The sequence below is a fragment of the Phytoactinopolyspora alkaliphila genome (genome assembly GCF_010550695.1).
GTDB lineage: Bacteria > Actinomycetota > Actinomycetes > Jiangellales > Jiangellaceae > Phytoactinopolyspora > Phytoactinopolyspora alkaliphila.
Map to the genome: position 1 here is coordinate 320,165 of NZ_JAAGOB010000001.1, position 26,001 is coordinate 346,165.

The window sequence follows — 26,001 nt, forward strand, 5'->3', positions numbered from 1 at the left end:
CGCGGTGTGGTCGCAACCCTATTCGTGTCCCTTTGCAATGCGCACACATACGCATCGGCACCGGTGCGTATGTGTGCGCATTGCAAAGGAGTACACAAGAGGTTCGGGGAGCCGGGCAATGAGCTCTGCGCGTACGGCCGGGCTGGTCCTGGCCGCAGGGGAGGGGCGCCGCTTCGGCGGACCTAAAGCGGTGGCGCGGATCGGTGGCGAGCGACTGGTCGATGTCGCTGTGCGCCTGCTCGTGGAGGGCGGATGTACCCCGATCGTGGTCGTCGAGGGCGCGGTGCGGCTCCCCGCGGCCGACTTCTCGGTGCCGGCGCCGGTCCATGTGGTGCACAACCCGGATTGGTCATCGGGGATGGGATCGTCGCTGCGCGCAGGACTGAACGTCCTGGGAACGGAGCCGGTCAGCGCGGTGGTGATCACCCTCGTCGATCAGCCCTGGCTGGGACCGGAGGCGGTTCGCCGCCTGCGCGCGGCGCATGCGGGCGGCGCGTTCGCAGCGGTGGCCACCTACGGCGGCGAACGCGGAAACCCGGTGATGCTGGCCCGGACGGTATGGGGGGAGGCCGCCGAGCTGGCCACGGGCGACACCGGCGCACGCAGCTGGCTGCGTGCTCATCCCGAGCTCGTCACCCCGGTGCCCTGTGACGGCACCGGTGAGCCCTGGGACGTCGACTACCCTGACGATCTCAGTGGTGGCACCTGACCGTCACCGGCGAGCTCGGCGAGGGCATCGAGCGCGGCGGTGAAGCACTCGGCCGGCGGCTGCACCAAGCCGGCGCCCACCTGTCCGGTGCCGGCCACACGTCCCGCCATGCCGGTATTGATTTGCGGCAGGATGCCGGTGCGAGCCACCAGGGTGACGTCGATACCGGTGGGAGCGCCGCGGAACTCCAGGATGGGCAGGGCATACGCGGGATTCTCGCCAGCGGTGATCTCGTACATGAGCCTGCTGGTACGCAGGGCGTCCGGCACCGTGCCACCCACGAAACGCACGATGGCCGGGGCCGACGCCATGGCGAACCCGCCGATGCCCATCGTCTCGCAGATCGCGGAGTCGCCGATGTCGGGATTCGCGTCCTGCGGACCGTACGAGCCGAGGAACAGGCCGTCGGGGGTGTTGGCCGGCGCGGTGAACCAGCGCCGCCCGCAGCCTGCCACCTGAATGCCGAAGTCCGTGCCGTTCCTGGCCATCACCGTCACCAGGCTCGAGCCCTCAATGCCGGTCGCGGCGCCGGTCTGCAGCTTGCCGGCCGGCATCACCAGATTGAGGAAGAAGTGATCATTGCCGGAGACGAAGCGTACGACCTCGGCGACCTTGGCCGACGGCTCACCGCTGTCGATCAGGTCCGGCAGCAGCTCGCGCAGCAACATCAGGGTTCCGGCCCGGTTGCGGTTGTGACCCTCGTCGCCCATCTGCACCATCTGCGCGACGATCCCCTTGATGTCGACCCGGCCGCGTCTGCGCACGGCCATCCGCAGGAGCGGACCGAGTACGTCGCTCATCCAGCGCAGGCGATCGATGACGTCTGGGGAGTAGGCGCCGTAGCGCAGAACCTTGCCGAGCCCTTCGTTGAGCGAACACCAGGCCGTACCGTCGTTGGCCTCGTCACGCAACTCGAACACCCACATCGACGGGGACACCACCCCCGCCATCGGGCCCACTGCGCCGCGATCGTGGCACGGCATGAGCGAGACTCCCGTGCCGGACGACAGCCGGGACTCGGCCTCCTCCGGCGTTCCAGCCAGGCCCTCGAAGATCATGGCGCCGACCAGCGCACCACGCAGGGGCCCCGACGCGTGATCCCAGTCCACGGGCGGTCCGGCATGCAAAAACTCGCCTGGTTCGAGGCCGAGTGCTGCACTCGCCGGCCGCACGTCGACCAGTTCGGCGGTGGAGGCCAGCATGCGCGCGAGCGCTTCGGCGTTCGCCGGGGCACGCCGCTCATCCGCCATGACGTGAGCCAAGGCTGTCTCGGTGCCGGGAATCGGCGGGCGCCAGTCCACCGTGTCTACCGGTATCGCTTGCGAGCTCAGCGTCGTCGCGAAGAGCTCGACACCGGCCGTGGCGACGTAGGGCTCGGTCTCGAGCAGGTCACTGAGCGGTGTCATGCCCCTCCTTCAGGAGACTGACCGCGTGCCGGGCGGCGGCCGCATTGGACAGATGGACGGCGGCGCCGGCCTCGGCGAGGCGTTCGGCCTGCTGATCCAGTCCCTGGGGATCGGCGGCGGTACCGACGAGCGAGACCAAGACGGCCAGCTCCCGCTTCTCCGCCCGGGCGCGGTGCCTGGCTTGCTCGATCGCCGGTGCGAGTTCCGCGGCCGGATCGGGATGCGCCCCGTGCCCCAGCACGACGTCGAGCATCAAGACGCCGCACGAGGCGTCGGCGGCCTCGGCGAGGATTCGCTCCGCGCGCAGCGAGCCGTCGATCATCGGGTGCGCCCGGCCCTGGGTGAGCGCGTCGTCGCCGAAGTCGATCATGGCGTGACCGTCGGTGCGCAGGTCGGTGGGCAACGCCCACTCCGGCCGCAGGGGGATGTTCGACCGGACCGGCCCGAGTGCTTCGGCGGCGATGATCATCGCCTCGTCACACAGCGTGCCTCCGGAGAACAACCCGCGCAAGTGGCCCCCGGCCGGCATGGTGGCTGGACCCGTCGGCGGCGCCCAGGACCGGGGCTCGGCCCAGGTGCCGCCGAGAGCTTCGACGACGAGGCGAGCGGCAGCGGTCAGATCCGGCTGCGCTTCACCGAGCAGAGCGAACCGCACCGGCTTGCCGAGCCTAGACGCATGGGCGCGGATCTCTTCGGCCACCCGTGGAGCGGGTGGTTTGCCGACGACGACGATCTGCTCCGTCGCGTGGTCGGCGGCTAGCAGATCCATCGAGGTGAGCGTGGAGATGCCACCGACGTCGTCGGCCATGTCGCGTCCGCCGACCCCGAGACAGTGGCTGATACCGACTCCCGCACCGTCGAGGAGGCTCATCAGGTGCTGCGCACCCGTCCCGGACGCGGCCACGATGCCCACCGGTCCTGGCCGGACCACATTGGCGAAGCCGAAACCGACGCCACCCAGCACCGCCGTGCCGCAGTCCGGGCCCATCACCAGTGTTCCTCGCCGCCCGGCGGCAAGCTTGAGCTGGATCTCCCGCTCCAGCGGCACGTTGTCGGAGAAGACGATCACCGGCAGGTCGTGGTCGACGGCGTCCATCGCCTCGGTGAAGGCGTGCTGCCCGGGGGTGGAGATGAACGCGATGGTGACCGGCGACCGTCGCGCCGCGGAACCCACGGTGCGCGGCGCGGGTGCGTCTCCGAAGCCGGACGCGGGCGCCTGTGCCCGGGCGTTCAAGGCCGCGTCGACGGCGGCCCGGGCTCGGCCGATGGCGTCGTCGTCGTCCGCGTCGATCGCGATGAGCAGGTCGTTGGGGCCGGCCGACTCGGGTTCGGCGAAGCCCATGCCCGTCAGTACGTCCAGATTCAACCCGGTGGCCATCGCCACCAGGGCGGACCGGACCCCGGTCTCCTTCTGTACGGATGCGCTGACCTGCATCAGGCTGACGGAGTCGTGGTAGACGCCGGCTCGGATGTCCAGGATCCGGGTCATGACTGGCTCCGGCTCGTGGTGACTGTGACGGATCCTGTGACGGGCCGGCGCGGCGCCGGTACCGCGCCGGCGGCCAGTGAGGCGGGCCCGGCCAGAGCGCCGAGGACACCCGCGCACAGCCCGGCGCCTGACGTGTGCCCGATCGTCAGCAGCTGACGCCGGGCACCGAGCAGATCCGTCCCGGGCGCGCCGAGCGCGTCGAGAAACGCGCTCAGCTCCGGGACACAGCGGCCGTGGGCAGCGTAGGCGAGCAGGCCCGCGGACACCGCGGTGGTGCGTTCGAAGGGACGGGCACGAGTGATCTCCGCCGCCAGCCGGTCCGCGGCGGGACGGTGCACCGCGCGCAGAGCCACCAGAGCGCCGGCGAGGACGTCGTCGCCCTGCGGCGTCAACCCGGGACCGAGGCCGAGCAGGCCCCGAACCGCCTCGTCGAGCCGCAGAGCGCGTGAGTGCAACGCGCCGGCCAGAGCAGCCGCCGCGTCGAGGACCTCCGGACCGAGGACGGGTGCGGCGCACGTGGCCGACCGGGCGAGTGCCACTCTGCTCTCAGCGACGCGTGGCAACCGGACCGCCCACCAGCGCGACGCCCCTACGACGATGCCGGGCAGCGTGACCCGGCCGTTCCCCACGGTCGCCGGAGCACCTGTGTCCGCTGCCGGAACCGGACCGGGGAGCACCATCGCGCACGGCAGCCTCGCTGCCGATCTGCTGGTCAGGCAGACGAGGCCGGGCTCAACGGCGTGGACGGACATGGCCACCATCTCGCGGGTGGCCGCGACCACGGTGGCGGCGCGCAACGGGCCGTCGACGAGCGCGGCGATAGCCATACTGCTGGCGGCGCGCAGCGTGTGGACTTCCGCGGAGCGCACCGCCGCAGTCGGTGTCGAGACTGGCATCCCATCGCCTCCGTCATCTACCCGCAACAGATGGGGCTGTTTTGAACGTAATGGCGACGCTACGGTCTCTGCATGGAAATACTTGCCAACGATGAGGCCCAGACTTCGCCGGAGTTGCCAGGCCGGCCGGGTGAGCCACGTCCGGAGCACGCCATGCCGGGTCTGACCGTGGGCGAAGCCATGGAGATGACGACGCTGGCCGGCGCGCGCCTGCTGGCCGGTGCCGGTGGCCTGGACCGGATCGTGCGGCGGGCCAACATCATGGAGGTGCCGGACATCCTGCCGTGGGTCAAGCCCCACGAGCTGCTGCTCACCACCGGCTATCCGCTGCGCAACACGCCACAGGGCCTGCCCGGGCTGGTCACCGACCTGAACGCGCGTGGACTGGCGGCGATGGGGGTGAAGCTGCACCGGTACCTCGACAGCCTCCCGGAGCAGATGATCGCTGAGGCCGACCGGCTCGACCTGCCGCTGCTCTTGCTTCCCGACGCGATCGGGTTCGACGACATCCTCAACCAGGTGCTCACCGGCGTACTCCACATACAGGCGAGTGAGCTCGAGCGCTCCTGGGAGATCCACCACGCGCTGCTCTCCGTCGTCCTGGAAGGCGGCGGCCTCAACGAGCTGGCCGTGAAGACGTCCGCCGTGCTCGGTGCGCCGGTCTTCGTGACCACGGCGGACGGGCGTGTACTCGCTGAAGGTGGTAGGGCCGACGAGCTGGACGCCTGGCGGACGAGCGCGTGCTTCGACGAGACCGGCCGGTTCCGGACCGAGTATGAGCCGGGGGGAGCACACACGCACCCGGACGTACCCGGATCCCACGCGATGGTGCCGATCGTGGCCGGACGCGTCGACCACGGCCGCATCGTGGCATTCTCGGCCGACCGCAAGGTCGGCGACGGCGACGTCAACGTGCTCGAGCGGGCGGCCACGGTGGCGGCGCTGGCGGTGAACAAGCAGCTCGCGGTGACCGCGGTAGAAGGCAAATACCGGGGTGACTTCCTGCGCGACGTGCTGGCGGGACGGGCCGGTGACCGGGACAGGATCGTCGCACACTGCCAAACCCTGGGTTGGGACATCGACCGGCCCCTGGTGGTGGTCGTCGCCGAGCTCGATCCCGGACACGGCGCCGCTCCCGCCAGCGGGCTGGAGCTGCGTCCGGTGCAGGAGCGGTTCACGGTGGCGTGGCAGAGCGTCGTTGCCCGGCGGGACAGCCGAACTCCGGTGGTGGGCTTCGCCCAGGAGGTGGTGGCGCTGCTGCCTGTGCCGCCGTCGGGCGACGTGGACGGCCTGGTCCGTGACGTCGTCCGGCAGGTGTCGGGTGACGGAGGCGGCGGCCGCCGGGCCTTCTCCACCGGCGTCAGCCGTGCGGTGGACGGCCCGGACCGCCTGCCCGGCGCGTATGAGCAGGCACGGCGGGCGGTACAGGTGGGCCGGCAGATCAACGGGACCGGCGGCGTCGCGCACTTCGACGCTCTTCGGTCGTTTCGGCTGATCAGCCTGGTCGGGGACCACGTCGAGCTGCGCGGCTTCGTCGACGAGACCCTGCACGAGCTGGCGAACGACGGCGATGCCGAAATGGCGGACCTCCGGCACACGCTGAAGGTGCTGCTCGACGCCAACCTGAACGTCGCCGAGGCGGCTCGCACGCTGCATTTCCACTACAACACTCTCCGGTACCGGATCAGCAAGCTGGAGCGAATCCTGGGTCCGTTCACCACCGATCCCGAGCTCCGTCTCGACCTGGCGCTGGCACTCAAAGTGCTGCAGATGCGCGGCCTGCGATGAGGTGGCGAATCGCGCTCCGCACAGGTTGCCGATGATCGGGCCGCGTCGTCGGCAGATCATGCCCATGCGGGCGTAGGGTCGATTCACTAGTTTTCCTGCATCGGCGGGTCCGCGATCATTCGGCGCCCATCGAGACGCACGAGACACGTACCAGGAAGCGGGCGATGTGAAACCACCAGGGTTCATCTACCACCGGCCCGAGACCGTCGAGGATGCCCTCGGCGTCCTCGCCGACGTGGGCCCTGACGCGAAGGTGCTGGCCGGTGGGCAGAGCCTCGTGCCGATGATGAACATGCGCCTGGCCGCCCCGTCGCACCTGGTCGATGTCAACCGGCTCGCCGACCTCGCATACGTGCGGGTCGGCACGGCAGCGGACGGCGGCCGGGAAGTGGCCGTCGGGGCCCTCGCGCGCCATGCGGACGTCGAACGGGACGAGGCGGCACGAGCCGAGCTTCCGCTGTTGGCACAGGCGTTGCGTTACGTCGCCCACCCCACCATCCGCAACCGGGGGACGACCGTGGGCAGCCTCGTGCACGCGGACCCGTCCGGTGAGATGACCGCCGTGCTCGCACTGCTCGGCGGGTCGGTGGAGCTGCGCACCGCGACGGCGAGCCGCACGGTACCCGCCGGTGAGTTCTTCGTTGGCCCGCTCGAATCGTGCGCGCGGGCGGGTGAGCTGGCCACGCGTGCCGTGTTTCCCGTTCCCGCGGGCCGGACCGGGTCCAGCTGGCACGAGGTGGCGAGGCGCAACGGCGACTACGCGGTCTGCGGCGTAGGCGCCCTGGTGACCCTCGACGACGTAGGCCGGGTTGCCGGAGCGCGGGTCGCGTACATATCTGTGGGCCCGGTGCCGGAGGTCCTGTCTGTGGCCGATGTCGTAGAACAGGCCCCGGTGGACGCGGCCGACTGGGTGGCGGCCGGCCGGTACGCCGCAGACAGGCTTGAGCCCGAAAGTGACATCCATGCCACCGGCGAGTACCGCCGCCACCTGGCCGGAGTGCTCACGGCACGTGCCCTGCGCGAGGCCAGCGCCCGAGCCGCGCGGCTCGAGGAAACGATCTTGGAGGGCAGCAGGTGACGGACACCGACGCGGCTGAGCGCAACCATCCGGTGACGATGCTCGTCAACGGCGTGCACAGATCGGCCGAGATCCCGGCCCGCCGGCTGCTGTCCGACTTCCTGCGCCACGACCTCGGCCTCACTGGCACCCATGTCGGATGTGAGCACGGCGTGTGCGGGGCGTGCACGGTACTCGTGGACGGCCGGCCGATCAGATCCTGCCTGCAGTTCGCAGTGACGCTCGACGGCGCGCAGGTCACCACCATCGAGGGATGCACCCGCGCGGACGGAGAACTCGGCTCGGTCCAGCAGGCGTTCCAGGACTGCCACGGCCTCCAGTGCGGCTTCTGCACACCGGGCTTCGTCACCACGATCACGGCGTTCCTCGACGAGAACCCCGACCCGACGGAGGACGAGGCACGGGAGGCTATCGCCGGGAACCTGTGCCGGTGCACGGGTTATCAGAACATCGTCGCTTCCGTCCTGAGGGCCGCTGAGCTCGCGAACGGATCCGCCGGGCAGGAGAGCACGTGAGCGGCACCAGAGTCTTCGGCGAACCGATCGCGCGGCGAGAGGATCCCCGGCTGCTGAGCGGTCATGGCCGCTACGTCGACGACATCGGCCAGGGCGCGCTGGAGGTCGCGTTCGTCCGCAGTCCGCACGCCCATGCCCGGATCGCCGGCATCGACGTGACCGACGCGCTCGACGTCGAGGGGCTGGCGGCCATCTACACCCACGAGGATCTGACGGGCAGGATGGCTGAGCCTTTGCCCCTGCTCATCCCGCACGCCGCGCTGACCCACGGACGCACCCAGTTCGCTCTGGCGAAGGACGAGGTGAACCACGTCGGCGAGCCGATCGTGATGGTGGTGGCGAGGGACCGCTACGTCGCCGAGGACGCCTGCGACCGGATCCGGGTGGAGTACGAGTTTCTGCCGCCGGTGGTGGGTATCGAGGCGGCGCGCGCCGCTGAGCATCTGGTCCACGACGACGTCCCGGGTAACGTGGCCGCTCACATGGTGCAGGAGGTGGGCGACGCGCCGGCCGCCATCGCCGCCGCGCCGAACGTCGTCACACTCGAGCTGGAGATCGAGCGCAGCGCGTCGATGCCGCTGGAAGGCAAGGGCGTGCACGCCCGGTGGGACGCCGACGACCGCAGCCTGCGTGTCTACACATCCACTCAGGCGTCCACGTCGGTGCGGGCGGCGATCGCGGCGAAGCTTGAGCTCGCGGTGGACAGGGTGGATGTCGTGGCGCCGGACGTCGGCGGCGGCTTCGGCGTCAAGATCGTGCATCCGTGGCCGGAAGAGCTGCTGATCCCGTGGACCGCGATCCGGCTCGGGCACGAGGTCAAGTGGACCGAGGACCGCCGGGAGCATTTCGTCTCCAGCGCGCACGAGCGGGGCCAAGTCCAGCGGATCCGGGCCGGGTTCGACGACGACGGCCGGCTCCTGGGTTTCGAGATCGTGCTGTGGCACGACAACGGCGCGTACACCCCGTACGGCATCATCGTGCCGATCGTCACCACCACGCAGCTGCTCGGCCCCTACAAGCCGGGCGCCTACCGGGCGGAGTTCTACAGCCTCTACACCAACACGCTCATCGTCACCCCGTATCGCGGTGCCGGCCGTCCGCAGGGCTGCTTCGCCATGGAACGGACCATGGACGCCATCGCCGAACGCCTCGGCCTGGACCGCACCGTCGTTCGGGAGCGAAACTTCATCCAGCCCGACGAGATGCCCTACGACCACGGGCTGATCTTCCAGGACGGCCGGCCGTTGATCTACGACTCCGGGGATTACCCCGCCGCTCTGGAGAAGCTGAAGAAGCTCGTGGGGTGGGACGAGTTCGAGGAGTACCGGGCCGCCGCCCGCGCCGAGGGCCGTCGGGTCGGTATCGGTATGGCCTGCTACGTGGAAGGCACCGGCGTCGGCCCCTACGAGGGCGGCTTCGTCCGGGTGGAGCCCGACGGCACCGTCGTCGTCGCCACCGGGCTCACCACTCAGGGTCAGGGCCATCAGACCGTCTTCGCGCAAGTGGTCGCGGAGGAGCTGGGCGTGCCGATCGACCGCGTGGTGGTCACCACGGGCGACACCCGGCGGTTCAAGTACGCCGTCGGCACGTTCGCGTCGCGGGCGGCTGTGATGAGCGGCAACGCGGTGGCGCTGGCTGCGCGCAAGGTCCGGGAGAAGGCGCTGCGTGTGGCAGGCGAGGCGCTGGAGGCCGATCCGCGCGATCTGGAGATCGTCGACGGCATGGTGCAGGTGAAGGGGACGCCGGGGGCGGATATTCCGTTGTCCACGGTCGCCGTGCTCTCCAATCCGCTGCGCTACGCCTTCGACGAGGAAGCCAAGCGTGCCACCCAGTTCTCCGCGCCTGCTGATCCGGACAAGCCGCCGGTCGCCGACGACGACGAGCCCGGCCTGGAGGGCACCGACTACTACTCGCCCCCGCGGTCCACGTTCGCCAACGGCATGCACGCCGCGATCGTGGAGACCGACCCCGAGACCGCCGAGATCACCATCCTGCGTTACTGCGTGGTGCACGATTGCGGCACGCTGATCAATCCGCGGATCGTCGAGGGTCAGATCCACGGCGGGGTGGCGCAGGGCGTCGGCGGTGCCTTGTACGAGCGGATGGTCTACGACGAGGCAGGACAGTTGCAGAACGCATCGTTCATGGACTTCCTGATGCCGTATGCGACGGAGGTGCCGGTGATAGAGACCGATCACCTGGAGACGCCGTCCCCGCTGAACCCGCTCGGCCTCAAGGGCGCCGGCGAGGCCGGAGTGATCCCAGGCTCCGCGGTCCTGGCCTCCGCCATCGAGGACGCCGAGGGCTTCCGGATCTCGCGGATGCCCATCTCTCCGTCGGAGTTGCATCACCTGCGCGAATCGCAGCCCCCTCCTGGCTCAGGGTTGCGCGATACCGGCCGAACTGGGTCGGTACCCGCTACCGGGGGCCAGGAAGCGACGAACGAGGAGGTAACCGGGACATGAAGATCACCGGTTCGGCTGTCCTGCACGCGCCGCGCGACGACGTATGGCGCGCTCTGAACGATCCCGCCGTGCTGGTCAGGACCATTCCCGGGTGCCTACGGCTGGAGGAGACCGGGCCGGACACGTATGCGATGACGGTTGCCGCGGGCGTCGGCACGGTGAAGGGCACTTATGCCGGCCAGGTGCGGTTGAGCGACCAGCAGGTGCCCGCGTCGTTCGTCTTGCGCGCCTCGGGTGCCGGGGCTCCGGGTACGGTGAGCGCCGACGTCGCGGTGACCCTCAGCGAGAACGGCGACGGCGAGACACGCCTGGACTACGACGCCGACGCGATCGTCGGGGGCATGGTGGGCGGCGTGGGACAGCGGATGCTGACCGGCGTGGCGAAGAAGACCGCGGGTGAGTTCTTCGCCGCCGTCGACGACGTCCTGACCGGCGCCGCTGCCGTGCCGCACGCGGCGGAGGGCACCGCGGGCGAACCGGGTGCGGCGGGTGAGCCCGGCGCGGCGGTGGAGCCCGGACAGCCTGGGGCGGTGGGGACTGAACAAGCAGGCACGGCCGCGGGGCCAGGCCGCCCGGGCGTGTACGTCGCACCCGCTGCGGCGTCCCGTTCAGGTTTCGGGCTCGCGTCGTCGGATTACGGCAAGGGAGTGCTGACGGGTGCGGCTATCGCGCTGGCCGGGGTGCTCGTCGGCGGCTGGATCGCCGGGCGGCGACGCGGGTGACGCTGGACAACCGCTGACGATCAGATGACAGAGCCACCGTTCTCGGTGCTGTTGATCCACCTGATCGTTTGCTGTCCACATGGTGAGAACGGAACAGGTGACCTACCGTGGGGGAAAGACCAGGTTACGGTCACCTGATCCATTCCACGTGAGCGATCAGGTGACACATCGACGATCAGGTGACCAAACAGCAGGACGGGGAGACGACGATGCGGGCATTCACGGCGGCTGCGGTGCAGATACGGCCGCGCCCGGACGCGCTGAGTATCGACAGCATCAAGGCGAACATCGAGCACGCGCTGGACTACGCCGAACGGTGCGCCGAGAGCACAGGCGCCGAGCTCGTGGTGCTTCCGGAGTCGGTGACCACGGGTTTCACCCCGGGCGGGCTCTCGCCGGAGGTGCTCTGGGACGTGATGGACGTGGTCCCGGGCGCGATGACCGAGCCGTTCCAGGACCTGGCTCGCCGGCTCGGCATCCACCTCGTCTGGGGCACCTACGAGCGTGGTGAGCGGCGGGGTGTCGTCTACAACTCGTCGCTGCTGGCCGGGCCCGACGGCGCGATCCTCGGTGTGTACCGCAAGACGCATCCGTTCTGCACCGAGCTACGTGACCGGGGTGGGTGGGTGACGCCCGGCCACGATCCATGCGTGGTGGACACTGACCTCGGCCGGATCGGGATGATCATCTGTTTCGACGGGGACTATCCCGAGCTCTCCAGGATCACCGCGGTGCGCGGCGCGGAGGTCATCGTGCGCCCGTCGGCGCTGTTGCGTTCCGCCGACCTGTGGGAGCTGACCAACCGCGCCCGCGCGTACGACAACCACGTGTTCGTCGTCGGGGCGAACTGCACCGGAACCGACCCGGCCGGAGTCATGTACTTCGGCAATTCGATGATCGTGACGCCCACGGCCGACGTCGTGGCGCGGGCCGCCAGCCACGAGTGCTGGGTGTCCGCACGGCTGGATCCGGACGAGGCTATGCGCTCGCTGACGCCGGGATCGAATGTCGAGCACCGCTTCGACCACCTCGCGGACCGCAATCTCGAACTCGTCCGCCGCTACGCCAACGACCTGACTCGGGAAGCACGCACCACGTTCCCGCACGCGGGCGCCTGACGCTTGCCCATTACCGGCCGTCGAGAGCGAGCCGGATCGCCAGGCCGCCGAAGATGGCGGCCGCGGCCCGGTCGAGCCACCGGCGGACTCCGGCGCGGCTGAATATCCGCTCGGACAGTGCTCCGGCGAGTATGCCGGTGGAGCTGTCGATGATCAGGCCGATGGCGATCAGCGTGGCGCCCAATGCCGCGATCTGCACGCCCAGTGGCCAGCTTCCGGCCCCCGTGGTCACGAACTGCGGAAGGAACGCGAGATAGAACAGGACCACCTTCGGGTTCGCCACGTTGGTCAGCAGCGCCATGACGTAGATCCTGCGGATGGGCCGCCGCTCGGCGGAGAGCGGCACGCTCATCGGGTCACGCCGGCTGGATCGTAGCGCCGCGATGGCCAGATAGACGAGGAACGCCGCGCCCACCACGCGCACCACGGTCAGTGCCTCGGGCGCGGCCTGGAACAGCTGACCGAGCCCGAAGGCGGCGGCGGCCGTGTGTACCGCGAGGCCGCTGGACATACCCAGGGCGGCCACCACTCCTGCTCTGCGGCCACCACCGATGGCGTTGGCCACGATGAACATCATGTCCGCCCCGGAGCCAGAGCGAGCAGTGCCGCCGCGACGGCAAACGCGGTGAACAGCGAGAACTCCATCGTGACCCTGACCCTTCGAAAGACCCTTATCGAAACTCTCGCGACGCCGCGTTCATTCCTGCCGCAAGCAAAAACCACCAGGAAGCGGACAGAACACGTAGCCTGGAACTTGCGTAGATCGGCACGGGGGAAGGAGCCGGAAGCGTGACGGATCAGTTCGAACTCGTCGTCGGCGACGCCGTCCTGAGGGGGCGGCCCGGGCGGCACAGCATCGGCATCAACGGCGGCCGGATCGCAGCCGTCGAGCAGAACCCCCTGAGCGGCCGGGTAGAGGTCGACGCGGCGGGCAACCTGGTCACCGAGTCGTTCGTCAACGCCCACCTGCATCTGTGCAAGGCGTACACCCTCGACCGGGTGGGCGACGCCGCACTCGACGCCTACACCAGTGGGTCGATGGGCGCGGCGATGACCTCCATCGAGCTCGCCTCGGCGGTCAAGGAACAGTACGACGAGAGCTGGATCGAGCCGAACGCCCGCCGGGCGGTCTTCGAGGCCATACGCCACGGCGTCCGGCACATCCTGGCTTTCGCCGACGTCGACACGAAGGCACAGCTGACCGGCATCAAGCCGCTGCTGCGGTTGCGCGACGAGTTCCGTGGCGTCGTCGACCTGCAGGTCGTGGCGTTCCCTCAGGACGGCCTCCTGCGCGATCCCGGCGCCGAGGAGCTGGTGGCCGAGGCGGTCGAGCTGGGAGCGGACGTCGTCGGAGGAATTCCGTGGATCGAGTACAGCGACGATGACGCCTACGAGCATGTCCGGCGGATGTGTGCGCTGGCGGCCGAGCACGGCCGTAAGGTGGCGATGCTCGTGGACGACGCCGGTGACCCCGCACTGCGGACCACCGAGATGCTGGCCTCGGAGATGCTGCGCCAGGGCCTCGCCGGACGCGGGATCGCCAACCACGCCCGCGCGGTCGGCACGTACGCCGAGCCGTCGGTGCGCAGGCTCGCCGGCCTGGCGAGATGGGCCGGCCTGGGGTTCGTCAGCGACCCGCACACCGGTCCGGTACGGCTGCCGGCTTTCCAGATGGCCGACCTCGGCGTCTCGGTGGCACTCGGGCAGGACGACATCGAGGACGCCTACTATCCCTTCGGACGGAACAACATGCTCGAAGTGGCGTTCCTCGCGGCGCACGCTCTGGAAGCCGTCACCACGTCCGGGATGGACCGGGTGTTCGACATGGTGACCACCACGGCGGCGGACGTCCTGAGTGTGGACGGCCACCGGCTCGTCGTCGGCGGGCCCGCGGACCTGGTGGTGCTCGACGGCGGGTCGGTGCGGGAGGCGCTCAACCGGCACAACCCGCCCCGATTCGTCATCGCCGGTGGCCGCGTCGTCGCCGTCAGCTCGAACTCAACGGCCTTCCACCTGCCGTAGAGCTCGTGCACGGGTTCACGGGTTCACGGGTTCCGGACCGGCCAGACGATCTTGGTCTGGTACTTGGCCGGATCCTTCACCTCGGTGGGGTCGTTGAGATAGACGTCGTACGGTGGCCCGGCGGTGACCAGGCCGTTCCGGTCGATCCAGACCTCGACCTCGCGGTAGGCCATGCCGAGCTCGTCGTATGGGCCGACATGTACCGCGACCGCGGCCCGGCCGCCGTCGAGGCGCCGACCGGTGAGACCATCGGGAACGTCGGAGCCCGGTGGAACCGGAATGCGCGCCTGCACAGTCCACGCGTCGTCCTGCATGTCCAGGTACGCGAGCTGCGGGGCCGCGAGCGGGCGGACACCTGCGGTTTCGAGCGCGCCGAAGGCGCGCTGGCAGGCACGGGACATGTCGGCATTGATGGATTCGGGCGAAGTGGTGAACGTGATCCCGATGACGTCGGCCGGTTCGATGTCCTGGAGGGTGATGTCGTAGGCCATGACGGCTCCTTTCCGGATGAAGGTCTCGACACGCTTGAGCATGTGCCGATCCCGGTCGATGCGCTCCTCGAGCGCCGCCCGGTGCTCGTCGAGGCGAGCGCGTACCTGATCCGGGTCGGACTCGGTCACGATCGCCTTGATCTGCGCGAGCGGCATGTCGAGGGAGCGCAGGATGGCGATGGCACGGGCAGCCGGGGCTTGGTCCGCGGTGTAGTAGCGGTAACCGCTGACCGGGTCCACGTACGCCGGATGCAGCAAGCCGGTCTCGTCGTACAACCGCAGCGCCTTGATGCTCAGCCAGCAGATGCGTGAGAACCGCCCGATGCTCAGCAGCTCGTCCATCGTCACCTCCCTGTCGGATGTGGAGCCTGGTGTCTTCCCCAGGGGAAGAGTCAAGGCCAGCATGGAGCGGCCCGTCAATCCGTTCCCGTCAGTGTGTGGCCAATGATGCGCAGCTACCGTTGGCAGGTGTTGCCGAGGCATTGGGCAAGATCTGCCGGTTGAATCGCGGCATGGACGCCGGGACTCGTCCCGGAGGAGGGAGCCCGCATGCCGCCGAACATCCGCGTGGGCATCGACACCGGCGGAACGTTCACCGACGTCGTCGCCGTCGAGGAGGAGACCGGCCGGCTGGTCACCACGAAGACGCCGTCCACGCCCGCCGACCCCGCCGACGGCTTCCTCACCGGCCTGCGCAAGGCGCTGGATGCGCTCGCGGCGGACACGACGTCGATCTCGGCGGTGTCGCACGGCACCACGGTGGCGACGAACAAGCTCCTGGAAGGCAAGGTCGAGGACCTCGGCTTCATTACCACCGAGGGCTACGAGCACATGCTGGAGATCGCCCGCCAGTCCGTTCCCGACGGCTACGGCAACAGCTACTTCTGGGTCAAGCCACCCCGGATCGTTCCGGCTGACCGGGTGCGGACCGTGCGCGGCCGGCTGGCGTTCGACGGAACGGAGATCCGCCCGTTCGACGAGGACGACGCGGTGGCCGCAGCCCGGTTCTTCCGCGATCGGGGAATCCGCGCCATCGGGGTCTCATTCCTGCACAGCTACGCCGCCCCGGAACATGAGTTGCGGATGCGTGCGGTGCTGACACGCGAACACCCCGAGGCGACGGTCTCCATCTCCTCCGACGTGCTACGTGAATACCGCGAGTACGAGCGCAGCGTCACCACGCTGGTCGACGCCGCTGTGAAGCCGAGCATCCGCGGATACGTCGAGAACATCCGGCGCCGCCTGGACGGCATGACGGATGCGGGGCGCAGCGTGCCGTTCTACGTGATGAAGTCCAACGGCGGCGTCCTGTCCGGTGAGGAAGTGATCGAACAGCCGATCACCACCGTGCTCTCGGGACCGGCGGCCGGCGCCCTGGGAGCGGCGGTGGTCGCGCGGGCCGCCGGTCACGCCGACGTGCTGACGCTGGACGGTGGGGGAACCTCCACGGACGTGACCGTCGTCGTCGGCGGACAGCCGGCTCTGACCACGGAAGGAACGGTCGGCGCCTACCCGAGCAAGATCCCGATGATCGACGTCGTCACCGTCGGCGCGGGTGGTGGCTCCATCGCGTGGCTCAGCCCCGAGGGCACGCTCAAGGTCGGCCCGCAGTCGGCGGGCGCCGATCCGGGGCCGCTCTGTTACGGCACCGGGGGAGCGGAGCCGACCATCACCGACGCTCATCTGGTGCTCGGCCGGATCCCGCCGCATCTGCTCGGCGGCGAGATCGCGCTCGACGGCGAGGCGGCGCGGTCCGGCCTGGCCGTGCTGGCGGGCCGGCTCCAGCTCGACCTGGAGAGGTGTGCGTCCGGCATGCTGGAGATCTCCGCCTGGAACCAGGCCAACGCCCTGCGCCAGATCACCGTGAAGCGCGGGCTCGACGTCCGTGACTTCACCCTGGTGACGTTCGGGGGCTCCGGTTCCCTGCTGGCCTGCCGCCTCATGGACATCCTGGGGCTCAACGCCGTCCTGGTGCCCTTGAACCCGGGCAACCTGTCCGCGTACGGGCTGCTCACCGTCGACGTCCGCAACGACTATGTGCGGACCGCCGTCGCCCGGCACGCCACCCTCGATGTGGCTGACATGGCGAAGATCCTCGAATCCTTGCGAGCGGAGGCCGACGATGCGCTCAGCCGCGAAGGATTCCCGACCGCGGAGCGGCGGTTCGTGCGCACGGCCGATCTGCGCTACTTCGGCCAGGCGTACGAGGTTCGGGTGGAACTGCCGGACGGCCCGGTGACGGGGAGCCTCGTCGACGCCGTGGCGGCGGCCTTCCACGCCGAGCACCGTCGGCTCTACGGCTACGACTTCCGGGACGATCCGCGCCAGGAGGTCGAATGGGTCAACCTCAGGGTCACCGGCATCGGCCCGATCCGCAGGCCGGAGATGGTCGAGCTGCCGCCTGGCGACGGAGCACGGGCCGCCAGCCGTCGCCCGGTCTACTTCGGCGGGTGGACCGACACCCCCGTGTTCGACCGGGCCGTGCTCGGCGCTGGGGACGTCGTCACCGGCCCGGCGGTGGTGGAGGAGTTCGGCTCCACCATCCCGATCCACCCGCAGTTCCGGGCACAGGTGGACCGCTTCGGCAACCTGGCGATCACACGAACGGGGGCGATGACGTGACGAGCGAGACCTTCCGCCTCACCGAGGGCGTCGAGGCGGACCCGATCCTGGTGGAGATCGTCGAGGGCTATCTGGCGTCGGTGGAGATGGAGGTCGAGACCGCCATCGGGCGCACGTCCCGCTCGCCGATGATCCGCGACGCCCACGACTACCGCGCCGGTATTCACGACCGTAACCTGCGCAAGCTGACCGGTCGCTCGTACTCAGCCCTGGTGCATCCGGTGGCCCGGGACTACCCTCCCGCGACGATGAAGCCGGGCGACGTGTTCTTCCACAACGACGTCTATCTGTCCGAGGGCGGCATCGGGCACCTCCCCGACCTGTGTGTGACGGCGCCGGTGTTCGCCCGGGGCGAGGCCGGCGTCGAAACGGTCGTCGCGTTCGTACAGGCCTTCGGCCACCACGACGACATCGGCGGATCGGTGCCGGGCTCGATGCCGTCGCGAGCGACGAGCGTCTTCGAGGAGGGCCTGATGGTCCCTCCGATCAAGCTGTGGGACGAGGGCGTGCCGAACGAGGCCGCACTGAAGATCATGACCCGCAACTCCCGGATGCCGGACTCACTGGCTGCGGACCTTGACGCGGAATGCGCTGCCTGCCTGATGGGAGCACGCCGGCTGGCCGAGCTGTTCGAGCGCTACGGCAAGCCGGCCGTCGAGGCGTGCTTCGACGCGATCCTGGACAAGACCACCGACACCTTCCGCCGCGAGGTCCTCTCCCAGATCCCCGCCGGCACCTACGTCTGGGAGGACTACGCCGAGCACGACGGCGTTGACGAGCCGAAGCTGCACACCCAGCGGATCACGTTGACCAAGACCGACGACGCCGGCGGCAAGCTGACCGTCGATTTCACCGGCACCGGGCCGCAGGCCAAGGGACCGATCAACCATGCCGGCGACTACGCCGACGGCGTCTTCCTGAAGAAGTGGCTGGCACCCATCCTGCGCAACCTGGCCGGCTCCCCGGAGCGGATGGCCGAGCTGGACGTGAACGAGGGGATCGTGCCGCTGATCGAGATGCGCTTCCCACCGCCGGGGACGCTGCTGACGCCGGTCTTTCCCGCGCCCACCAATGCGCGAACGTTCGTCATCCTGCGCATGCTCGGCGTGCTGGCCGGCGTCGTGGCCAAAGCGGTCGACGGGCGGATGCCGGCCGACCAGGAGACCATCCGCTACACCGGAGTCTACGGCGAGGACACCGACGGCCGGCCGTATCTGATGCGGGAGGTGCTGGGCGGTGGCTCGGGCGGGCGGTACTACGCCGACGGCGAGGACACCATCCACGTGGTGCCGGACTCGCGGAACCTGCCGAGCGAGTTCAGCGAATCCCGTTTCCCTTTCGTGGTGGAGCGCCTCGGCCTGGCCATCGACTCCGGCGGCGCGGGCCGCTTCCGCGGGGGGCTCGGCTACGAGAAGCACATCCGCATGCTCCGCGACGCGCACTTCATGTCCATCGCGGATCGCTCTATCCTGTCCTGCTGGGGTATTCGCGGCGGGAAGGCCGGGCGGCCGTTCGAGGTGACGATCGACCCTGGAGGGCCGCGTGAACGCGGCGTCGATGCGCTGGCCGACGCCGAGCCCGTCTTCGCAGGAGAGGTGATCCGGATCCGCACCACTGGCGGTGGCGGATGGGGTGATCCGCTGGAGCGCCCGTACACCGACGTGCTGCGTGACGTCAGGTGGCGCAAGGTCTCGGTCGAGGGTGCGGAGACCGACTACGGCGTCGTCGTCCGTGGATCCGCCGACGAGCCGGTTGTCGACGAGGCGGCCAGTGACGCCCTGCGGAGCGCCGTCCGAGAGCGGCGCACCGGCGACGAGCCGTTCTTCGACCGCGGTCCGGGCTACGCTCGCCTCTCCGGAGGGCAGCCGGCGGCCGACGTGGACTGGCTGTGACGGTAGGAGCGACCTCGAGAAGGCGAGAAAGGTTGTGGGTTGATGAGTGAGGACGGGCCACTGTCCGGGTATGTGGTCGTTGATCTGTCGCGAGCGCTGGCCGGCCCACACGCCGGGATGATGCTCGGCGACATGGGGGCCAGGGTGATCAAGCTCGAGACGCCGGAGCGCGGCGACGAGTCGCGCGGTTGGGGCCCCCCGTTCGTCGGCCCCGAGGACCGGCGGGTGTCGACGTATTACCTGTCCTGCAACCGCAACAAGGAATCCGTGACGGCCGACCTGAAGAGCGACGACGGCCGGGAGTTTCTCACTCGCCTGGTCCGGCGCGCGGACGTGCTGGTGGAGAACTTCCGCACCGGGGTGCTGGACCGGCTCGGCTTCGGCGTGGAGCGCCTGCACGAGATCAATCCCCGGCTGGTCATTCTCTCCATCACCGGTTTCGGGCACGACGGCCCGGAGGGTGGCCGGGCCGGTTATGACCAGATCGCCCAGGGCGAGGCCGGGCTGATGAGCATCACCGGTGAGCCTGGGCATCCCACCAAGGTGGGCGTGCCGATCGCGGATCTCCTGGCCGGCATGTACGGCGTCAGCGGGGTGCTGGCTGCCCTGCTGGAGCGGGAACGGACCGGCCGCGGCCGCGTGGTGCGGACGTCGTTGCTCGCCTCCGTCGTCGGGGTGCATGCGTTCCAGGGCACCCGCTGGACGGTGGGCGGTGAAGTGCCCGGCGCCACCGGGAACCATCATGCGTCCATCGCACCGTACGGGTTGTTCAACGCCGCCGACGGCGCCTTGCAGGTGGCCGTGGGCAGCGAGACCCAATGGCGGGCGTTCGCCGCCGTCGTCGGGCTGGATCCCGATGATCCCCGGTTCGCCACCAACTCCGACCGGGTCGGCAACCGTCCCGCGCTCATCGAGGAGGTCGAGGGAGCCTTCGCCGCCGCGTCCGCCGGCCACTGGCTGATGGAGCTCGGCAAGGCCGGCATCGCCAGCGGCAAGGTCCGCGGCATCGACGAGGTCTACGAGTGGGACCAGACACGGTCGCAGGGGTTGCTCGTCGACGTCGACCATCCGGTGCTGGGCCCGCTGGCACTGCCCGGCCCGGCCGTGCGCTTCGACGGCTCCGGGCCGCGCACGCACGTCGCACCGCCACTGCTCGGTGAGAACGACGACGACGTGCGCCGGTGGCTCGACGAACTGGACGCTGCGGACGGCGCATGACCCGTCGCAGCGCCCTCGAGCTGATCGAGCTCGTCCTGGACGGCGGCTCATTCATCCGCTGGGATGAGGAGACGGTGGACGTCGGCGCCACCGGCTCGTACGCGGACGACCTCGCCGCCGCGCGGGCCCGCACCGGCCTGGACGAGGCCGTCATCACCGGTGAGGGCAGGCTGAACGGCAGGCGCGTGGCGGTGGCGGCATGTGAGTTCGGCTTTCTCGGCGGATCGATCGGGGTGGCGGCGGCCGAGCGGCTGACCGCCGGCGTGGAGCGGGCCACGGCGCAGGGGCTGCCTCTGCTGGCGGCGCCCGTCTCGGGCGGCACCCGGATGCAGGAGGGCACGGTGGCCTTCGTGCAGATGGTGAAGATCACGGCGGCCATCGCGGCGCACCGGGCCGCCGGTTTGCCGTTCCTGGTCTACCTGCGCCATCCCACCACCGGCGGAGTGCTCGCGTCGTGGGGTTCGCTCGGGCACGTCACCGTGGGCGAGCCTGGTGCGCTGATCGGCTTCCTCGGCCCGCGCGTCTACGAGGCGCTGTACGGGCGGGCGTTCCCGGAGGGCGTGCAGGTGGCGGAGAATCTCTATGCGCACGGGTTGCTCGACGCCGTGCTGCCCGCGGAGGAGCTTGCCGGGATCGCGGATCGGGCGCTCACCGTTCTGATGGCACCACGAGACGGGTTGCCGGCCGTGTCTGAGCTGCCGAAGGAGCCCCTCGCCGACGTCCCCGCGTGGGAGTCCGTGACCCGGTCCCGGCGGCCGGAGCGGCCCGGTGTGCGCCGCCTGCTGCGGGTCGCGGCGACGGACGTGGTCACGCTCAACGGCACCGGGCAGGGGGAGCAGGATCCCGGACTGCTCCTCGCGTTGGCGCGTTTCGGGGGTGCGCCGTGCGTGTTTCTGGGTCAAGACCGGCGTGGCCAGGCCTTGGCAGGACCGATGGGCCCCGGCGCGCTGCGGGAGGCTCGCCGCGGAATGCGCCTGGCCGGTGAGCTCGGCCTACCTCTGGTCACCGTGATCGACACGCCCGGCGCCGCGTTGTCGAAGGCCGCCGAGGAAGGCGGCATGGCCGGGGAGATCGCCCGGTGCCTCGCCGAACTCGTGACGCTGGACGCGCCGACACTGTGCCTCCTGCTCGGTGAGGGCAGCGGCGGCGGCGCCTTGGCCCTGATGCCCGCTGACCGGGTGGTGGCGGCGCAGCACGCGTGGCTGTCACCGCTGCCGCCGGAGGGCGCCAGCGCCATCATGTACCGGACTACGGAGCGGGCCGCCGATGTGGCGGCATCCCAGGGCGTGCGTTCACTGGACCTGCTGCGCGACAGCATCGTCGACCGGATCATCGCCGAGCACGACGACGCCGCCGACGAGCCGGACGATTTCTGCCGTCGTACCGGCCTTGTTCTGCAGTTCGAGCTGGTGCGGCTGCTGGAGGGCGATCCGGCCCGGCGGAGCGCGGCGAGGCATCGTCGTTATCGCTTGCTGGGCGTGTGATCGGCGAGGCGCTGACGAGCGTCGGCCAGGTCCTGTTCAGTCGGCGCGTCGTCTTGGCTGAGAGTGAGCCGCCAGTATCCGGTGAAGTCGATGGAGCTCTTGGCGACTCCGCGGTCGTCGACGAGGTGCCGGCGTAACGCTCGGACCGAGCCGGCCTCACCGGCCAGCCAGGCGAATACAGATCCGGCGGGAAATCGGGCGCCGCGCACCGCGTCGACCAGGACGAGACCCGCGGGCCGGCCCGACCTGTGCAGCCAGTGCAGACTGACGTCGCCGCGGGTGCTCAGCGCCAGCTCGCCGGCGGCGTCCTCGACCTCGATGTAGGCCTCGGCGCGAGTGCCCTCGGGCAGTGCTTCGAGGATGGTCGCCATCGCCGGCAGGGCGGTCTCGTCTCCTGCCATCAGAAGCCAGTCGGCTCCGGTGATCGACGTGAGGAGTGGGACGGGGCGGGCATACTCCGCGGCAGGGCCGAACATCGCCAGCGTGTCGCCGGGGCGTGCCGAACGAGCCCAGCTGGCGGCCGGCCCGGCGTCACCGTGCAGGACGACGTCGACGTCGATCTCTTGGCTCTGCGGCCGGTGTGCGCGGATGGTGAAACTGCGCATCCACGGCCGTTCCTCCTCCGGCAGGGCGAGGAACGCTTGATACCAGCGCATCACGTCGCCGTCGGGTTCGGGGTCGGGTAGGCGCGGGGTGGTCTGGCCCGGGCGAGGAAAGTAGAGCTTGATCTGCTGGTCGGGGCCGCTGGTGGCCAGGTCGGTGAGATGCTCTCCGGTGAACGTGATGCGCGCCATCCGGGGCGTGAGGCGCTCGACGCGGACGGCATGGATGTATCGGATCGGCAGGCGCGTGTGCATGGTGAGACTCCGCTCTGGGATGTGTGAACGTATCGATTCAATTGTTTCATTGAAGTCCTTATTGGGACTTGTTCAGCCGTTGGTGCTGGTTAGGCATCGAGGAGGTCCACCAAAGTCTCAACCACGTGGGCAAGGCGTAGGGTAGGCCCCGTGGCCATTGGCGCTCGCGACGAGGACGCGTCCGCACGACGGTGGCGTATCACCGATCTGGCGCGTTCGGCCGGGGTGTCCACTCAGCAGATCCGTAACTATGCCGAGGACGGGCTTCTGCCCGCGGTGGCCCGGACGGACAGTGGCTACCGCGTCTTCACCGCGCGGCACGCCGACGCCCTGGTGATGTTGCGGGAGATGATCGACGGCCACGGCTGGGGGCATGCGCCGGCCATCGTGCGGGCGGTGCACCGGGGCGACCTGGAAACCGCACTGGACGCCCTCGACCACAGCCATGCGGAGCTGTCCCGGGAGCGTGAGCACGTCCGGATGGTGCTCGGTGCGTTCGAGACCGTGGTGGCGAAGCGTCCGGACACGAAGCCCATCCCGCGCGGGAACCTGCGGATCGGCGAGGTGTCCACTGTCGTGGGCGTGCGCACGTCCGCACTGCGATTCTGGGAGCGGCGCGGGCTGTTGCGGCCGTCGCGGGAGGCGGGCACCGGGTATCGGGTGTTCTCGGACGAGGAGCGGAGGATGGCACATGTGGTGGCGCTGCTGCGCCGGGGCGGCTATCCGTTCCCGGTGGTGGAGTCGGTGCTCGGTGAGTTGCGCTCCACCGGCAACCCGGAGCGCGTCCGGCACGAGCTGGCCGCTCGGCAGCGCGAGCTTCACCGGCGTAGTGTCCGGCGATTACGTGCCTCGTCGGCGTTGTACCAGTACCTCGACCAGTATGCGGCCCTTCCCGGCGGGCCCGCACCGGCGGGCGCGGAGTAGGCGATTGCTGCTGAAAGTCGCGCACTGATTGGGCGAAGGTCACCATCGTTGCCAGGCCGTGGTTGTCCTTAAGCTCGTCACACCGGATGGCCGATTCCGGCGTGGGTCATGCGCACCGGGGACGGGAGGTGGCGGCGTGCGGGTTCTGATCGCTCTGGGAGGCAACGCCATGACCTCCTCGGATGGCACCGCCCGGCCCGAGGATCAGATCGCCGCCGTGAACTCCGCCATGAACCCGGTGGCCGACCTGGTGGCGGCCGGCCATCAGGTGATCCTCACCCACGGCAACGGCCCACAGGTAGGCAATCTGCTGGTCAAGAACGAGCTCGCCGCGCCAGTGGTGCCTCCGGTCCCGCTGGACTGGTGCGGTGCCCAGACTCAGGGAACCATCGGGTTCATCGTGGTCAACGCCCTCGAGTGCGCGCTCGCCGCACGCGGAGTGGAACGGGGGATCGTCGCCGTGGTCACCCGGACCCGAGTCAGCGCGGACGATCCCGGCTTGCGCACACCCACGAAGCCGATCGGCCGGTTTCTCCCGCGTGACGAGGCCCAGCCGCTGATCGACCACGGCCAGGTCTGGCAGGACCGTGGCGAGCGCGGGTGGCGCCGGGTGGTGGCAAGTCCGGAGCCGGTGGAGATTCTCGACGCCACGGCCGTGTCCACCCTGATGACCGCGGGGTTCGTCGTCGTCGCCAATGGGGGAGGCGGCATCCCGGTGGTACGCGAAGCCGACGGCAGCATCCGAGGCGTCGAGGCCGTCATCGACAAAGACCTCGGCGCGGCATTGCTGGGCCGTACGGTGGCCGTCGACGTGCTCGTGATCGCGACGGATGTCGAAGCCGCCGTCCTCGATTTCGGCACACCGGATGCCCGCCCGGTCGGCCGGGTGGACGTCGCCACCATGCGGACCTACGCCGCGCAGGGACACTTCGCCGGCGGCAGCATGGGGCCGAAGGTGGAAGCCTGCTGCCGGTTCGTCGAACAGGGCGGACAGCGCGCCGTCATCACCTCGCTCGGTGGCATCGCGCGGGCGGTACGAGGCGACGTGGGCACGGTGGTGGTCGCAGCACCCTGACACCTGTTACCGACCGACCGACAGCATGACAATGTTCCGCTAGCACGAAAGGTGGCCGGGGATGCCTGAGCCGATTGAAGTCCGCAAGGTTGCCATCTCGCACGTCAGTGATGCGTCGGGGCTGACCGAGCTCATCGATGCCGGAGTGATCGAAGCCGATCGGGTGATCGCTGTGATCGGCAAGACGGAGGGCAACGGCGGGGTGAACGACTACACCCGGATCATCGCGGACCGTGCGTTCCGGGAGGTGCTGATGGACAAGGGAACCCGGACCGCCGACGAGGTCAAGCAGGTTCCCATCGTCTGGTCCGGCGGCACCGACGGCGTGATCAGCCCGCACGCCACCGTCTTCGCCACCGTCCCGCCCGAGCGGGCCGAGCAGACCGACGAACCGCGGCTCACGGTGGGGTTCGCTATGAGCGACGTGCTGCTGCCGGAAGAGATCGGCCGCCGCGGCATGATCGAGAAGGTGGCCGCCGCGGTCAAGGTCGCCATGGACCGGGCGGGCATCTCCGATCCTGCCGACGTGCACTACGTCCAGACCAAGACACCGCTGCTGACCATCCACACCATCCGAGACGCGAAGGCGCGCGGCAAGACGGTCTGGACCGAACACACCCATGAGTCGATGGATCTGTCCAACGGCTGCACAGCCCTGGGCATCGCGGTGGCGCTAGGCGAAATCGAGATGCCCGAGGACGCCGACGTCATGCACGACCGAAGCCTGTACTCGGCCGTCGCGTCCTGCTCGTCCGGGGTTGAACTGGACCAGGCGCAGGTGGTGGTGGTCGGCAACGCTCGCGGCGTCGGTGGCCGGTACCGGATCGGGCACGCGGTGATGAACGACGCGCTCGACGCGGACGGCATCTGGGCAGCGATCCGGGAGGCAGGCCTCGAGCTTCCCGAGCGTCCGAACCCGGGCGATCTCGGGGGCCGGCTGGTCAACGTCTTCCTCAAGTGCGAGGTGAGTCAGGACGGCGTCGTGCGCGGGCGGCGCAACGCCATGCTCGACGACTCCGACGTGCACTGGCACCGGCAGATCAAGGCGGCCGTCGGGGGTGTGGCCTCCGCGGTCACCGGTGATCCGGCCGTGTTCGTCTCGGTGTCAGCGGCGCACCAGGGACCTGACGGTGGCGGGCCGGTGGCGGCCATCGTGGATCTCGGTCCAGACCCCACGGGCTACGACTACCGCCCCTGAACCCCTCCTAAATGATCATGTAAACCATATTT

At 69.7% G+C, this 26,001-nt stretch carries 21 protein-coding genes; 15 read left to right on the forward strand and 6 right to left on the reverse strand.

Features of this window, described 5'->3' with window-relative positions; translation table 11 throughout:
• Window positions 1–118 precede the first annotated feature (118 nt).
• Complete coding sequence (locus G1H11_RS01335) at window positions 119–709, forward strand: nucleotidyltransferase family protein (RefSeq protein ID WP_163815300.1); 591 nt, start codon at window positions 119–121, stop codon at window positions 707–709.
• Here the strand turns inward: G1H11_RS01335 and G1H11_RS01340 are convergent.
• The 3 genes from G1H11_RS01340 to G1H11_RS01350 are packed head-to-tail and all read right to left on the reverse strand — an operon-like array spanning window position 679 to window position 4,500.
• On the reverse strand, window positions 679–2,115 hold the full coding sequence (locus G1H11_RS01340; protein ID WP_163815301.1) for a YlbE family protein: 1,437 nt from the start codon (window positions 2,113–2,115) through the stop codon (window positions 679–681). The genes G1H11_RS01335 and G1H11_RS01340 overlap by 31 nt on opposite strands.
• On the reverse strand, window positions 2,099–3,604 hold the full coding sequence (locus G1H11_RS01345) for an AllF/FdrA family protein (RefSeq protein ID WP_163815303.1): 1,506 nt from the start codon (window positions 3,602–3,604) through the stop codon (window positions 2,099–2,101). The genes G1H11_RS01340 and G1H11_RS01345 overlap by 17 nt, the downstream gene beginning before the upstream one ends.
• The gene (locus G1H11_RS01350) at window positions 3,601–4,500 is read right to left on the reverse strand and encodes an oxamate carbamoyltransferase subunit AllH family protein (protein ID WP_163815305.1); all 900 of its coding nucleotides are present in this window, start codon (window positions 4,498–4,500) and stop codon (window positions 3,601–3,603) included. Before G1H11_RS01350 ends, G1H11_RS01345 begins: the two co-directional genes overlap by 4 nt.
• Window positions 4,501–4,572: 72 nt before the next feature.
• On the opposite strand from G1H11_RS01350, the gene G1H11_RS01355 reads away from it, so the two are divergent.
• The 6 genes from G1H11_RS01355 (at window position 4,573) to G1H11_RS01380 (ending at window position 12,186) form a co-directional block, all read left to right on the forward strand.
• Window positions 4,573–6,288, forward strand: a complete 1,716-nt coding sequence (locus G1H11_RS01355; protein WP_163815307.1) for a PucR family transcriptional regulator — start codon at window positions 4,573–4,575, stop codon at window positions 6,286–6,288.
• A gap of 166 nt (window positions 6,289–6,454) precedes the next feature.
• Window positions 6,455–7,366 (forward strand): FAD binding domain-containing protein, encoded by a 912-nt coding sequence (locus G1H11_RS26750; RefSeq protein WP_163815309.1) that lies wholly within the window; start codon window positions 6,455–6,457, stop codon window positions 7,364–7,366.
• Between the two features lie 38 nt (window positions 7,367–7,404).
• Window positions 7,405–7,881, forward strand: coding sequence for a (2Fe-2S)-binding protein (locus tag G1H11_RS01365; RefSeq protein ID WP_163815898.1), 477 nt, complete (start codon window positions 7,405–7,407; stop codon window positions 7,879–7,881).
• Complete coding sequence (gene cutA, locus G1H11_RS01370) at window positions 7,878–10,346, forward strand: aerobic carbon-monoxide dehydrogenase large subunit (RefSeq protein WP_163815311.1); 2,469 nt, start codon at window positions 7,878–7,880, stop codon at window positions 10,344–10,346. Before G1H11_RS01365 ends, cutA begins: the two co-directional genes overlap by 4 nt.
• Window positions 10,343–11,068 (forward strand): SRPBCC family protein, encoded by a 726-nt coding sequence (locus G1H11_RS01375; protein WP_163815312.1) that lies wholly within the window; start codon window positions 10,343–10,345, stop codon window positions 11,066–11,068. The genes cutA and G1H11_RS01375 overlap by 4 nt, the downstream gene beginning before the upstream one ends.
• A gap of 209 nt (window positions 11,069–11,277) precedes the next feature.
• The gene (locus tag G1H11_RS01380; protein ID WP_163815901.1) at window positions 11,278–12,186 is read left to right on the forward strand and encodes a carbon-nitrogen hydrolase family protein; all 909 of its coding nucleotides are present in this window, start codon (window positions 11,278–11,280) and stop codon (window positions 12,184–12,186) included.
• Between the two features lie 10 nt (window positions 12,187–12,196).
• Here G1H11_RS01380 and G1H11_RS01385 read toward each other — a convergent pair whose 3' ends face one another.
• Entirely contained in the window at window positions 12,197–12,751 is a 555-nt protein-coding gene (locus tag G1H11_RS01385; protein WP_216843321.1) for a LysE family translocator, read from the reverse strand.
• Between the two features lie 224 nt (window positions 12,752–12,975).
• Between G1H11_RS01385 and G1H11_RS01390 the strand changes: the two genes are divergently transcribed.
• The gene (locus G1H11_RS01390) at window positions 12,976–14,208 is read left to right on the forward strand and encodes an amidohydrolase family protein (RefSeq protein WP_163815315.1); all 1,233 of its coding nucleotides are present in this window, start codon (window positions 12,976–12,978) and stop codon (window positions 14,206–14,208) included.
• Between the two features lie 23 nt (window positions 14,209–14,231).
• On the opposite strand, the gene G1H11_RS01395 is transcribed toward G1H11_RS01390, so the two are convergent.
• Window positions 14,232–15,041 (reverse strand): MerR family transcriptional regulator, encoded by an 810-nt coding sequence (locus G1H11_RS01395; RefSeq protein ID WP_163815316.1) that lies wholly within the window; start codon window positions 15,039–15,041, stop codon window positions 14,232–14,234.
• Window positions 15,042–15,248: 207 nt separating this feature from the next.
• On the opposite strand from G1H11_RS01395, the gene G1H11_RS01400 reads away from it, so the two are divergent.
• The 4 genes from G1H11_RS01400 to G1H11_RS01415 are packed head-to-tail and all read left to right on the forward strand — an operon-like array spanning window position 15,249 to window position 21,915.
• Entirely contained in the window at window positions 15,249–17,321 is a 2,073-nt protein-coding gene (locus tag G1H11_RS01400; protein WP_163815318.1) for a hydantoinase/oxoprolinase family protein, read from the forward strand.
• Window positions 17,318–19,213: a hydantoinase B/oxoprolinase family protein gene (locus G1H11_RS01405; protein ID WP_163815320.1), complete on the forward strand. Its 1,896-nt coding sequence runs from the start codon at window positions 17,318–17,320 to the stop codon at window positions 19,211–19,213. The genes G1H11_RS01400 and G1H11_RS01405 overlap by 4 nt, the downstream gene beginning before the upstream one ends.
• A gap of 42 nt (window positions 19,214–19,255) precedes the next feature.
• A complete protein-coding gene (locus tag G1H11_RS01410; protein WP_163815322.1) occupies window positions 19,256–20,431 on the forward strand; it encodes a CaiB/BaiF CoA transferase family protein in 1,176 nt (391 codons plus the stop codon).
• Window positions 20,428–21,915, forward strand: coding sequence for a carboxyl transferase domain-containing protein (locus G1H11_RS01415; protein WP_163815324.1), 1,488 nt, complete (start codon window positions 20,428–20,430; stop codon window positions 21,913–21,915). Before G1H11_RS01410 ends, G1H11_RS01415 begins: the two co-directional genes overlap by 4 nt.
• On the opposite strand, the gene G1H11_RS01420 is transcribed toward G1H11_RS01415, so the two are convergent.
• Complete coding sequence (locus tag G1H11_RS01420) at window positions 21,894–22,772, reverse strand: siderophore-interacting protein (RefSeq protein WP_163815326.1); 879 nt, start codon at window positions 22,770–22,772, stop codon at window positions 21,894–21,896. The genes G1H11_RS01415 and G1H11_RS01420 overlap by 22 nt on opposite strands.
• A gap of 150 nt (window positions 22,773–22,922) precedes the next feature.
• Between G1H11_RS01420 and G1H11_RS01425 the strand changes: the two genes are divergently transcribed.
• The 3 genes from G1H11_RS01425 (at window position 22,923) to bar (ending at window position 25,969) form a co-directional block, all read left to right on the forward strand.
• Window positions 22,923–23,696, forward strand: coding sequence for a MerR family transcriptional regulator (locus G1H11_RS01425; RefSeq protein ID WP_216843322.1), 774 nt, complete (start codon window positions 22,923–22,925; stop codon window positions 23,694–23,696).
• Window positions 23,697–23,832: 136 nt separating this feature from the next.
• The gene (locus G1H11_RS01430; protein ID WP_163815328.1) at window positions 23,833–24,771 is read left to right on the forward strand and encodes a carbamate kinase; all 939 of its coding nucleotides are present in this window, start codon (window positions 23,833–23,835) and stop codon (window positions 24,769–24,771) included.
• Between the two features lie 61 nt (window positions 24,772–24,832).
• Window positions 24,833–25,969, forward strand: a complete 1,137-nt coding sequence (gene bar, locus G1H11_RS01435) for a barbiturase (protein ID WP_163815330.1) — start codon at window positions 24,833–24,835, stop codon at window positions 25,967–25,969.
• Window positions 25,970–26,001 lie beyond the last annotated feature (32 nt).